The following is a 12,025-nucleotide window of genomic DNA, read 5'->3' on the forward strand; positions in this document are numbered from 1 at the left end:
CCGTGCGGAAGAGGTTTCGGATCCGAGGGTATACAGCGTTCCCGGCCATCAGTGAGGGGATGCGCGCAACCGTTGCAGGGTCGCAGCACGACCCCCGGCGGGGCGGACGCGGCCGCGGCCCGGGAGCACGCCGCTCCCTGGCCGCGGCCTCGCGCGCTACGAGCCGAGGATGGTGGTGAGGAACTCGCCCGTCCAGGCCAGCAGTTCCCGGCCGACCACCGGCTTGCCGCCGATCCTGCCCGCCTTGGGGCGGGGGACCAGGATCTGCGAGGTCGCCGGCTTGAGGACCGTACCCGGGTAGAGCCGCTTGAGCCGCAGCTCCTGCGACTCGCGCAACTCCACCGGCCCGAAGCGGACATTGTTGCCCTGGAGGGTGATGTCACCGACCCCGCAGGCCCGCGCCAGCATCCGCAGCCCGGCCACCAGCAGCAGGTTCTCCACCGGCTCCGGCAGCTTGCCGTAGCGGTCGGTGAGTTCCTCGCGCACGGCCTTGATGTCCGCCTCCGAGGCGGCCGACGCGATGGAGCGGTACGCCTGCAGGCGCAGCCGCTCGCCGGGCGCGTAGTCGTGCGGGACGTGCGCGTCGACCGGCAGCTCGATCTTGACCTCCAGCGGCGGCTCCTCCTCCACCCCGCCCTCGACCGCGGCCCGGTAGTCGGCCACCGCCTCACCGACCATGCGGATGTAGAGGTCGAAGCCGACGCCCGCGATATGACCGGACTGCTCGCCGCCGAGCAGGTTGCCCGCGCCGCGGATCTCCAGGTCCTTCATCGCCACGTACATGCCGGCGCCCATCTCGGTGTGCTGGGCGATCGTCGCGAGCCGCTCGTGCGCGGTCTCCGTCAGCGGCTTCTCCGGCGGGTACAGGAAGTAGGCGTATCCGCGCTCGCGGCCGCGGCCGACGCGGCCGCGCAGCTGGTGCAGCTGCGAGAGGCCGAAGTTGTCGCCGCGCTCCACGATGAGGGTGTTGGCGTTGGAGATGTCGATGCCGGACTCGACGATGGTGGTGGAGACCAGCACGTCGAACTTTTTCTCCCAGAAGTCGACGACGACCTGCTCCAGCGCCTGCTCCGACATCTGGCCGTGCGCCGTCGCGATCCGCGCCTCGGGCACGATCTCGCGCAGCTTGGCCGCCGCCCGGTCGATGGACTCGACCCGGTTGTGGATGTAGAAGCACTGTCCCTCGCGCAGCAGTTCACGGCGGATGGCCGCGCCGATCTGCTTCTCCTCGTAGGGGCCGACGAAGGTGAGCACCGGGTGGCGCTCCTCCGGCGGGGTGGTGATCGTCGACATCTCGCGGATGCCGGTCACCGCCATCTCCAGGGTGCGCGGGATCGGCGTCGCGGACATCGTCAGCACGTCGACGTTGGCCCGCAGCTTCTTCAGCTGCTCCTTGTGCTCGACGCCGAAGCGCTGCTCCTCGTCGACGATGACCAGGCCCAGGTCCTTGAACTTCGTCTCCTGCGAGAACAGCCGGTGGGTGCCGATGACCACGTCCACCGAGCCCTCCTTCAGCCCCTCCATGGTGGCCTTGGACTCGGTCTCGCTCTGGAAGCGGGACAGCGCCCTGACGTTGACCGGGAACTGGCTGTAGCGCTCGGAGAAGGTCCCGAAGTGCTGCTGCACGAGCAGCGTGGTCGGTACGAGGACGGCGACCTGCTTGCCGTCCTGGACCGCCTTGAAGGCCGCCCGGACCGCGATCTCGGTCTTGCCGTAGCCGACGTCGCCGCAGATCAGCCGGTCCATGGGGACCGACTTCTCCATGTCCTCCTTGACCTCGGCGATGGTGGTGAGCTGGTCGGGCGTCTCCGCGTACGGGAAGGCGTCCTCCAGCTCGCGCTGCCAGGGGGTGTCGGGCCCGAAGGTGTGCCCGGGCGCGGCCATGCGCGCGCTGTAGAGCTTGATGAGGTCGCCGGCGATCTCCTTGACCGCCTTCTTCGCGCGCGCCTTGGTCTTGGTCCAGTCGGCGCCGCCGAGCCGGTGCAGGGTCGGGGCCTCGCCGCCGACGTACTTGGTGACCTGCTCCAGCTGGTCGGTGGGGATGTAGAGGCGGTCCCCGGGCTGGCCGCGCTTGGCCGGTGCGTACTCCACCAGCAGGTACTCGCGGGTGGCGCCCTGCACCGTGCGCTGCACCATCTCCACGTAGCGGCCCACGCCGTGCTGCTCGTGGACGATGTGGTCGCCGGCCTCCAGGGTCAGCGGGTCGATCGTCTTGCGGCGGCGGGTCGGCATCCTGCCGAGGTCCTTGGTGGCGGTCCGCTGCCCGGTCAGGTCGGTCTCGGTGAGCACCGCCAGGCGCAGGACCGGGTCGACGAAGCCGTTGTCGACCGACCCGCAGGCGACGTGGACCAGGCTCGGCTCCAGGGCGCCCAGGTCCGGCTCCAGCCGGGCGGCGATGCCCTCGCCGGCGAGCACCTCGACGGTGCGGGCGGCCGGTCCGTGGCCCTCGGTGAGGTAGACGGTGTGCCAGCCGTCGGCGATCCAGCCCTTGGTGTCGGCCAGCGCGCGGGCGGTGTCGCCGCGGTAGGCCTCCGGGGCGTGCATGCCGAGCTTGAGGGTGTCGGCGGCCAGGTCGGTGTCGTCCGCGGCGAACGGGGAGACCGACCACCACATCATGCCGAGTTCGCGGGCCCGGTCGCGGACCTCCGCGATGCCCCGCAGCGAGGCCGCGCCGACGTCGATGGGGGCCTCGCCGCCGCCCGCGGTGGCCGCCCAGGACGCCATCAGGAACTCCTGGCTGGTCGCGACGAGGTCGGCGGCCCGGGTCCGTACCCGCTCCGGGTCGCAGACCACGGCCATCGCCCCGGCGGGCAGCACGTCGATCAGCAGCTCCATGTCGTCGACCAGGACCGGGGCGAGGGACTCCATGCCCTCCACCGCGATTCCCTCGGCGATCCTGCCGAGGAGTTCGCCGAGTTCCGGGTGCGCCTCGGCGAGGGCCAGGGCCCGCTCCCGCACGGCGTCCGTCAGCAGCAGTTCACGGCAGGGCGGCGCCCACAGGCCGTGCTCGGCGATCTCCAGGGAACGCTGGTCGGCGACCTTGAAGTAGCGGATCTCCTCGACCTCGTCGCCCCAGAACTCCACGCGCAGCGGGTGTTCCTCGGTGGGCGGGAAGACGTCGAGGATGCCGCCGCGCACGGCGAACTCGCCGCGCTTCTCGACCAGCTCGACGCGGGCGTACGCGGCCGCTGCCAGGGCCTCGGTGACCTCGCCCAGATCGGCGGTCGCGCCCTGCCGCAGGCTCACCGGCACGAGGTCCCCCAGGCCCTTGACCTGCGGCTGGAGCACGGACCGGATGGGGGCGACGATCACGCTCACGGGCCCTGCGGCCGGGTCGTCCTTGCTGGGGTGCACCAGGCGGCGCAGGACGGCGAGCCGCCGGCCCATGGTGTCGCTGCGCGGGCTCAGCCGCTCGTGCGGCAGCGTCTCCCAGGACGGGTACTCGGCCACCTCGTCGGGCGGCAGCAGGGAGCGCAGCGCCGCGGCCAGGTCCTCGGCCTCCCGCCCGGTGGCGGTGACCGCGAGCACGGTCCGCTCGGTCCGCCGGGCCAGCGCGGCGATCGCGAAGGGCCGCGCCGCGGCCGGTCCGACGAGGTCCACGTGCATGCGGTTGCCGTCGCCGGCCGCGGTGACCGCCTCGGTGAGGGCGGCGTCCCGGGTGACGGCGTCGAGCAGTCCGTGCAGGCTCATGAGGGGGCTTTCCGTCCGGTGAGGTCTGGGGCTTGCGGGCGTGAGGGGGCAACGCGAAGGACCCGACACGTCGTACGGGCCGGGGGTTCCCACCCTACGACGGAGCCCACACCGGCGCGCGAGGGATTCGGGCCACGACGCGGGCCGGGACCCTCATCATCCTTGTGACGTTGCTCCCGCTTTACGATGTTCACGTAACCACCGCCTGAGCTCGCCGCGTCCCTTTCCGCATGAGTTCACGCCGAACGGCCGAGGAGCACGAGTCCGTGACGAGCGATGCCATAGCCCGCCCGGCACCGGCGGCCCAGGTCCCGACGAGAGCGGCCGCACCCCGCTGGGCCGGCCCCTGGGCGGTGGCCGCCGGGCTCTTCCTCGTCTACCTCGTGCTGTCCGTCGGCCGGTTCCGGCGCATGGACTGGGCCTCCTGGGACCTGGGGATCTTCGAGCAGGCGATCCGTGCGTACGCCCACCTCCAGGAGCCCGTCGCCGACCTGAAGGGGCCGGGGGCCAACATCCTCGGCGACCACTTCAGCCCGATCATCGCGCTCGTCGCCCCCGTCTACCGGGTCTTCCCCGGGCCGGTCACCCTGCTGGTCGTCCAGGCCGCGCTGTTCGCGCTCTCCGCCGTCCCCGTCACGCGGGCGGCCGCACGGCTCCTGGGCCGGGCCCGCGGGATCGCCGTCGCCGTCGCGTACGGCCTGTCCTGGGGCGTCCAGCGGGCGGTGGAGTTCGACTTCCACGAGATCGCCTTCGCCGTGCCGCTGCTGGCCTTCGCCCTGGAGGCGGTCCTGGACCGGCGCTGGCGGGCCGCCCTGCTGTGGGGGCTGCCGCTGCTCCTGGTCAAGGAGGACCTCGGCTTCACGCTGGCCGCCCTGGCCGTGGTGGTGGCCTGGCGCAGCCGCACCACCGACCGGCGCACCGCCTGGACCGCGCTCGGCATCGCCGCGGCCGCCTGCGTGTTCGCCGTCCTGGTGTTCACCGTGTTCATACCGGCCTTCGCGACCGACGGATACGGCTACTGGCACAAGATCGACGGGGCGGGGCCCTTCGCCGGCATCGACACCAAGCTGGCCACACTGGGCTGGGTACTGATCCCCACCTCCGGCCTGCTCGCCCTGCGCTCCCCGCTGCTGCTGGTCGCAGCCCCCACCCTCGGCTGGCGGTTCCTGTCCGGGGACGACCACTACTGGTCCACCGACTGGCACTACAGCGCCGTGCTGATGCCCGTCGTCGCCCTCGCCCTGGTCGACGCCGTCGACACCGTCCGCCGCGGCAACCGCCCCTGGCTGCGCTCCTACGCCCTCCAACTGCCCACGGCCGTGCTCGCCGCGTCCCTCGCCCTGGCCATGACCAGCATGCCGACCGCCAAGCTCACGGAGGCGTCCACGTACGAGAAGCCCGAACGGGCCGTCGCCGTCGAAAGGCTCCTCTCCCGGATCCCCGACGGTGCCACCGTGGAGGCGGACACCACCCCGCTGACCCGGCTGACCTCCCGCTGCCGCGTCCTGTGGATCGGCGGCAGCAAGGGCGTCGTACCCGACTGGATCACCATCGACAACGGCAACAAGTGGGCCGGCGAGGACCCGACCGTCTACGCCTCGCAGCTCCACCCCGGTGAGCGCTACACCCTGGTGGGCGAGGCCGGCGGGATCGTCCTGATGCAGCGGGACAGCACCGGCTGACCGCCGCCCGGCCCGGCCCGGCCCGGCCCGCCCGGCTCGGACAGGGAAAAGGCGCAGGCCCGGGACGGTTTCCGTCCCGGGCCTGCGCCTACCCCCGTACGAACGCGGCGCCGGTCACTCGCTCGCGATCGCGTTCAGAACGTTCATCCGTCCCGCCCGGAAGGCCGGGACCAGTGCGGCGAACAGGCCCACGAAGGCGGATCCGGCGAACACCCCGATGATCGTCGGCCACGGGATCTCCAGGACCTTCAGTCCCTCCAGTGCCAGCAGTTGCTGCGCGGTGGCCCCCCAGCCCATGCCCAGCCCGAGGCCGAGGAGGGCGCCGAAGAGGGCGATGACCACCGACTCCAGGCGGATCATGCGGCGCAGCTGGCGGCGGGAGAGGCCGATGGCGCGCATCAGGCCGATCTCGCGGGTCCGCTCGACCACCGACAGGGCCAGGGTGTTCACGACGCCCAGGACCGCGACGATGATCGCGAGGCCGAGGAGCCCGTAGACCATGTTCAGCAGCTGCCCGACCTGGTCCTTCAGGGCCTGCTTGTAGTCGGCCTGGTTGCGCACCACGTACTGCGGGTACTCGGCCATGGCCGCCTTGACCGCCTTGTACGCGGCGGCGTCGGACTGCCCGTCCTTCGCGGTGGCCAGCAGCATGAAGGGCAGCGGCATCCGGTCCGCCGGCACGTTCGCCCGGGCGGTCTCGGTGCTGATGTACTTCATGCCCTTGTCGAGGTTGCCCTCGTCGCTGGTGATCGCCGCGACCTTCAGCTTGACCGTGCTGCCGCCGGTGAACGCGACGGTCATCTCGTCACCGAGCTTGATGCCGTGCGCGGTGGCGTACAGCGAGCCGACCGACATGGACCCGGCGCCGTAGGCCGCCGCGTGCTCGCCGGCGGTCATCTTGCGCCGGATGTCCTTGGCGTACGTCGGGTCGGTCGCGCCGAGGCCGGTCTCCTCGGTGGTGCCGTCGAGCGCGGTCAGCTTGACGTCCACCTGGCGGTAGGCGGTGACGTGGTCGAGGCCGGCGGTGGCGCGCAGGGCCTGTTCGGCCTGCGGCAGGACCGGCTGCTGGGACTCGGAGGCGACGATGTAGTCCGCGCCGACCGACTTGTCGAGCTCGTCGGTCGCGGAGGCCACCATCGAGGAGCCGACCACCGACAGGCAGGCGACCAGTGCGAGGCCGATCATCAGCGCGGCGGCGGTGGCGCCGGTGCGGCGCGGGTTACGCAGGGCGTTGCGCTCGGCGAGCCGGCCCACGGACCCGAAGGGCCGCAGGACCACGCCGGAGAGCACCCGCACCACGCCCGCGGCGAGCAGCGGGCCGATCACGATGAAGCCGATCAGGGTCAGGACGACACCCACGCCCAGCCAGAGCGATCCGGCCCCGGCCTTCTCCGCCGACCCGGCGAGGTAGAGGGCCCCGCCGCCGACGGCGGTGAGGACCAGCCCGAGCGCGGCCCGGACCCGGCCGGCCTTCTTGTCGCCCGGGGTGCCGGCTTCGCGCAGCGCGGCCATCGGGGAGACCTTGCCGGCGCGGCGGGCCGGGACGAAGGCGGAGATCACCGTGACGACGACGCCGAGGACGATGCCGACGACGGGGGTGGTCCAGGCGATGGTCAGATCGTCGGTGGACAGGTGCATGCCCATCTGGCCCATGAGCGCCATGAGGCCGACGGCCAGGCCCACGCCCGCGGCGACACCCAGGACCGAACCGACCACGCCGAGCAGGAAGGCCTCGACGACCACGGACTGCAGGACCTGCCCGCTGTCGGCGCCGACGGCACGCATCAGGCCGATCTCACGGGTGCGCTGGGCGACCAGCATGGAGAAGGTGTTGAAGATCAGGAAGATGCCGACGAGGAAGGCGATGCCGGCGAAGCCCAGCATCACGTACTTCATGATGTCGAGGAAGGCGCCGACGTCCTTGCGGCCGGCGTCCGCGGCCTCCTTGGCGGTCTGCAGCTTGTAGGTGTCCGCACCGACGGCACTCGCGACGTTCGCCTTGAGCTGCTCGTCGCTCACCCCGTCCTGGGCGGTGACGTTGACGTGCGTGAAGGAGTCGGCGGAGCCGAGCAGCGCCTGCTGCGCGGTGGGCGTGTCGAAGTAGACGACGGCCGCGCCCGGGTTGGTCACGGTGAAGGTGGCGATACCGGTGATCCTGGCGCGGGTGTCGCCGGTGACGGCGATGGTGCGCAGCTCGTCACCGAGCTTCAGGCCGTGCTTCTTCGCGGTGTCGGCGTCGACCATCACCTCGGTGGGGCCGCGCGGCGCCCGCCCCGAGGTGATCTTCATGGACTTGAGCTCGTTGTCGCTCCAGTTGCCCGCGATGGTCGGGGCGCCGGTGGTCGAGCCCATGTTCTCGTTCTTGGCGTTGACCACCGTGACGGCCATGGAGACGACGCCGCCCTCGGCGCTCTTGACGCCCTGCGCCTTCCCGACCTGCTCGACGACCGAGCCGGCCAGCATCTCCGGCTTGCCGCGGTCGGGGGTCTCGTCCCCGCCCTCGGCGGCCTTGGGGCTGACCGTGACGTCGGAGTTGGTGACGGCGAACAGCTTGTCGAAGGTGGTGTTCATCGTGTCGGTGAACACCAGCGTGCCGCAGACGAAGGCGACGGACAGCAGGACCGCGACGGCCGAGAGGAGCATCCGCCCCTTGTGCGCGACGAAGTTGCGCCGCGAGGTCTTCAGGACCGTGTTGCTCATGAGGTCCGCCCGCGCGCGTCGAAGTCCTTCATGCGGTCCAGGACCTGGTCGGCGGTGGGCGCGTGCATCTCGTCGACGATCCGGCCGTCGGCCAGGAAGATGACGCGGTCGGCGTAGGAGGCGGCGACGGGATCGTGGGTGACCATGACGATGGTCTGGCCGAGCTCGTCCACCGAACGGCGCAGGAAGCCGAGGACCTCGGCGCCGGCACGGGAGTCCAGGTTTCCGGTCGGCTCGTCACCGAAGATGATCTCGGGGCGGGCGGCGAGGGCACGGGCGACGGCCACGCGCTGCTGCTGGCCTCCGGACAGCTCGGTGGGACGGTGCCTCAGCCGGCCGGCCAGGCCCACGGTCTCCACCACCCGGTTCAGCCACTGCGCGTCGGGCTTGCGGCCCGCGATGTCCATGGGGAGCGTGATGTTCTCCAGGGCGTTGAGCGTGGGCAGCAGGTTGAAGGCCTGGAAGATGAAGCCGATCCGGTCGCGGCGCAGCCGCGTGAGCTTCTTGTCCTTCAGCCCGGTGATCTCGGTGTCGTCCAGGTGGATCTGCCCGCTGGTCACCGTGTCGAGGCCGGCGAGGCAGTGCATCAGCGTGGACTTGCCGGAACCCGAAGGGCCCATGATCGCGGTGAACCGGCCGCGCATGATGTCCACGTCCACCTCGTCGAGGGCGACGACCCGCGTCTCCCCGGAGCCGTAGGCCTTGACGACCTTCCGCGCCCGGGCCGCGACGGCAGCATGCCCTCCAGTACCCCCGTGCCTGGTTTCGGTCATTGCCGTTGTCACGGTCTGTCTCCTTCTTCGCATGCGTGCGTCTGCGTCACTGCGCCGCCGTGATGGAAGTCTGCGGCGGTGGGCCCTGCGGCGCGCTGGTGCCCGTCGCCGTATCCGCCCGGGGGTTAACCCCACCCGCGCCCCCGGTTCGTAGCTCCAGTCAAGGAGACGCCGGACGCCCTCACCTCCTCCGCCGGGAGGAAAGACCCCTGGCCCGTAGTGCGTAGGGACCCTTAGGGGTGGTCCGCCCTCCGGACCACCCGGCCTGAGGGATACCGTCCGCGGGGCGGCGGTGAGATGGTGTCCCCCGCAACTACGTGCAAGGGGAAGGAATCTCGGTGCCCGCTGCGGACAGCACGGACGGAAGCCCGGACGGCATACCCGCCGGGCGTACGGGCACCACCCCCGGTGCGGCGGTTTCGGCCAAGGACACGACCGCCGCCGGCACCGCCCGGCCCGCCGAACGCCCCCCGACCCCCGTGGTCGTCTCGCTGATGCTCGGCATGGCCCTGGTCGCCCTCGACAGCACCATCGTCGCCACCGCCGTCCCCCAGATCGTCGGAGACCTCGGCGGCTTCTCCGTCTTCTCCTGGCTCTTCTCCGGCTACCTGCTCGCCGTCACCGTCACCCTGCCGGTCTACGGCAAGCTGTCCGACACCTTCGGCCGCAAGCCCGTCCTGCTCTTCGGCATCGCCCTCTTCCTCCTCGGCTCGCTGCTGTGCGCGTCCGCCTGGAACATGGCCGCCCTCATCGCCTTCCGGATCGTCCAGGGCCTGGGCGGCGGCGCCCTCCAGGGCACCGTCCAGACCCTGGCCGCCGACCTGTACCCGCTGGGGGAACGCCCGCGGATCCAGGCCCGCATGTCCAGCGTCTGGGCCACCTCGGCCGTGGCCGGCCCCGCCCTCGGCGGGCTGCTCGCCTCCTACGCGCACTGGCGGTGGATCTTCCTGATCAACCTGCCGCTGGCCGCCCTCGCACTGTGGATGATCACCCGTCACCTGACCGAACCCGTACGCTCGCCCGGCCGCCACGGCCCGGTCGACTGGGCGGGCGCCGTCGGCGTCTTCTGCTGCGGCGGCCTCCTCCTCTTCGCCCTCGTCCAGGGCGGGGTCGCCTGGCCCTGGCTGTCCGCCCCCTCCCTGGGCCTGCTGGGCGCGAGCGCCGTACTGGCCGCGGTCGTGGTCCGGGTGGAACGGCGGGCCGAGGAGCCGATCCTGCCCGGCTGGGTGTGGCGCCGGCGCACCATCGCCGCCGTCAACCTGGCCATGGGCGCCCTCGGCCTGCTGATGGTCGCCCCGATGGTCTTCATGCCGACGTACGCCCAGTCCGTACTCGGCCTCGGACCCGTCGGCGCCGGACTCGTCATGTCCGTGATGACCCTCAGCTGGCCCGTCACCGCCGCCCTCAGCCAACACGTCTACCGGCGCATCGGCTTCCGCAACACCGCGGCCGTCGGCATCGCCCTGGCCGCGCTCGTCCTCTACTCCTTCACCCTGCTCCCGTACCCCGCCCGGCCCTGGCAGCCCGCCCTGATCATGCTGCTGCTCGGCGCCGCCCTGGGCCTCTTCCAGCTCCCGCTGATCGTCGGGGTCCAGTCCACCGTCGGCTGGGCCGAACGCGGCACCACCACCGCCTCGGTGCTCTTCTGCCGCCAGGTCGGCCAGAGCGTCGGCGCCGCCCTGCTCGCCGCCGTCGCCAACGCCACCATCGCCGCCCGCCTGGCGGACGCCCCCGTACCGGGGCTGCCGCGCCACCTCGACGACGTCGCCAAGGCCCTCGAACACCCGGAGCTGCTCCACCGCGCCGCCACCGACCACCTGCGCGAGGCCGTGGCCGCCGCCGTCGAGCACATCTTCCTGGGCGCCACGGCCGCCGCCGTCGCCGCACTGCTCGTCCTGCTCCTGGTGGCCCCGCGCCGATTCCCGGTCCTCCCCGAACTGCGCGACGACTGAGGCCCGCCGCGTCGCCTTGTCATGGCCAGGGCAGTCGGCGACTCTCGTACGCAGCACCGACACCCGGGGGGACACCATGGCATCCGCACTGTGCGCCCTGCTCTTACTGGCCGCGCTGGCCGGCCCGATCTGCCTGCGGCTGCGCCGCCACCCGGCCCTCGTCACCGGCCGCGACGGCCGGCTCTCCACCTCGACCGCGCTCGCCCTGGCCTGGACGGTGATCCTGGTCTGGCTCCTGCTCACCACCCTCGGCCACGGCCTCACCGCGGGCGGCGGCGTGCGGTACTTCCAGGGCCCCGACGGCCCGCTGTCCCCGCTGACCACGGTCTACCTGCCCCTGCTCGGCGGCCCGTACGTGGCGCTGATCGCCGCCAAGGCGGTCGTAGGCCTGCGCGTCGAGCACGGCACCCTGGCCAAACCGGCGGCCCCGCCGACCGCGTCGGGCCGGCGGCCGCTGCGGGAACTCATCGCGAACGACAGCGGACGCACCGACCTCATCGACCTCCAGTACGTCGCACTGGGCGCGGTCACGATGCTCTACGTCGTGCTGTTCTTCCTCGCCGACGTGGGAGCGGGACTCCCCCGCCTTCCCGAGGAGATCTGGGCCCTGACCGGCGCCCCGGCCGGCGCCTACCTCGTCAACAAGATGGCCACCCGCGCCAACCCGGTGATCACCGGCGCCTCGCTCTCCGGCGACCGGCTCACCGTCGAGGGCGGCGGCCTCGGCGACGCCCGCCTCACCGTCGACGACACCCCGCTGGAAGCACGGCCCGACCCCGTGACCGGCGCCCTGACGGCCACCCTGCCGCCGTCGGCGCAGCCGCCCTTCACGGTGGTGGCGACGTCCCGGGGCCTGCGCAGCGACCCGTACCACTACGCGGGCCCCGCCCTCCCGGCCCCGCACACGGCGAGCTGAGGGTGACCCCCCTGACGCCGTCCTGGCGCGCCCCGCAGCGGACCTGGCAGGCTCCCGCGACGGCGCGGGTACGCGGGAAGGAACAGCGGCACGCAGTCGTGGGCCTCGCACTCCCGCACCTGCCCGACCCGCGGGCCGGTCGGCAACTCCACCACCGCGTCGGCCAGTTCGGCCGCGAGCCGCCGGGCCGACCCCGCCTGCCGGTGCACGGCCACCGCCGGGCCGACCCCGGCCACGGCACCTCCCGACCAGCCCGACCAGCCCGACCGGGCCGACCCCGGCCACGGCACCTCCCGACCAGCCCGACCGTCC

The 12,025-nt window shown here is 72.4% G+C and carries 6 protein-coding genes; 3 read left to right on the forward strand and 3 right to left on the reverse strand.

Annotated elements, in window-relative coordinates; all coding sequences use genetic code 11:
• Positions 1 to 156: 156 nt before the first annotated feature.
• Positions 157 to 3,690, reverse strand: coding sequence for a transcription-repair coupling factor (mfd, locus tag ACIPXC_RS08205; RefSeq protein ID WP_401614721.1), 3,534 nt, complete (start codon positions 3,688 to 3,690; stop codon positions 157 to 159).
• A gap of 230 nt (positions 3,691 to 3,920) precedes the next feature.
• Between mfd and ACIPXC_RS08210 the strand changes: the two genes are divergently transcribed.
• The gene (locus ACIPXC_RS08210; RefSeq protein ID WP_401614723.1) at positions 3,921 to 5,372 is read left to right on the forward strand and encodes a DUF2079 domain-containing protein; all 1,452 of its coding nucleotides are present in this window, start codon (positions 3,921 to 3,923) and stop codon (positions 5,370 to 5,372) included.
• Positions 5,373 to 5,486: 114 nt separating this feature from the next.
• Here ACIPXC_RS08210 and ACIPXC_RS08215 read toward each other — a convergent pair whose 3' ends face one another.
• Together ACIPXC_RS08215 and ACIPXC_RS08220 are read right to left on the reverse strand one after the other, a co-directional pair.
• Entirely contained in the window at positions 5,487 to 8,072 is a 2,586-nt protein-coding gene (locus tag ACIPXC_RS08215; RefSeq protein ID WP_401614725.1) for an ABC transporter permease, read from the reverse strand.
• Complete coding sequence (locus ACIPXC_RS08220) at positions 8,069 to 8,845, reverse strand: ABC transporter ATP-binding protein (protein ID WP_401614971.1); 777 nt, start codon at positions 8,843 to 8,845, stop codon at positions 8,069 to 8,071. Before ACIPXC_RS08220 ends, ACIPXC_RS08215 begins: the two co-directional genes overlap by 4 nt.
• Positions 8,846 to 9,183: 338 nt before the next feature.
• On the opposite strand from ACIPXC_RS08220, the gene ACIPXC_RS08225 reads away from it, so the two are divergent.
• Positions 9,184 to 10,797, forward strand: a complete 1,614-nt coding sequence (locus ACIPXC_RS08225) for an MFS transporter (protein ID WP_401614727.1) — start codon at positions 9,184 to 9,186, stop codon at positions 10,795 to 10,797.
• Between the two features lie 76 nt (positions 10,798 to 10,873).
• The gene (locus tag ACIPXC_RS08230; RefSeq protein WP_401614729.1) at positions 10,874 to 11,713 is read left to right on the forward strand and encodes a hypothetical protein; all 840 of its coding nucleotides are present in this window, start codon (positions 10,874 to 10,876) and stop codon (positions 11,711 to 11,713) included.
• Positions 11,714 to 12,025 lie beyond the last annotated feature (312 nt).

Source organism: Streptomyces sp. NPDC090021, assembly GCF_044748225.1.
Taxonomy (GTDB): domain Bacteria; phylum Actinomycetota; class Actinomycetes; order Streptomycetales; family Streptomycetaceae; genus Streptomyces.

Excerpts from the sequence above, each read along its gene's own strand:
- mfd (WP_401614721.1), bottom strand. The coding sequence starts at position 3,690 with ATGAGCCTGCACGGACTGCTCGACGCCGTCACCCGGGACGCCGCCCTC.
- ACIPXC_RS08215 (WP_401614725.1), bottom strand. The coding sequence starts at position 8,072 with ATGAGCAACACGGTCCTGAAGACCTCGCGGCGCAACTTCGTCGCGCAC.
- ACIPXC_RS08210 (WP_401614723.1), top strand. The coding sequence starts at position 3,921 with ATGAGTTCACGCCGAACGGCCGAGGAGCACGAGTCCGTGACGAGCGAT.
- ACIPXC_RS08220 (WP_401614971.1), bottom strand. The coding sequence starts at position 8,845 with ATGACCGAAACCAGGCACGGGGGTACTGGAGGGCATGCTGCCGTCGCG.
- ACIPXC_RS08230 (WP_401614729.1), top strand. The coding sequence starts at position 10,874 with ATGGCATCCGCACTGTGCGCCCTGCTCTTACTGGCCGCGCTGGCCGGC.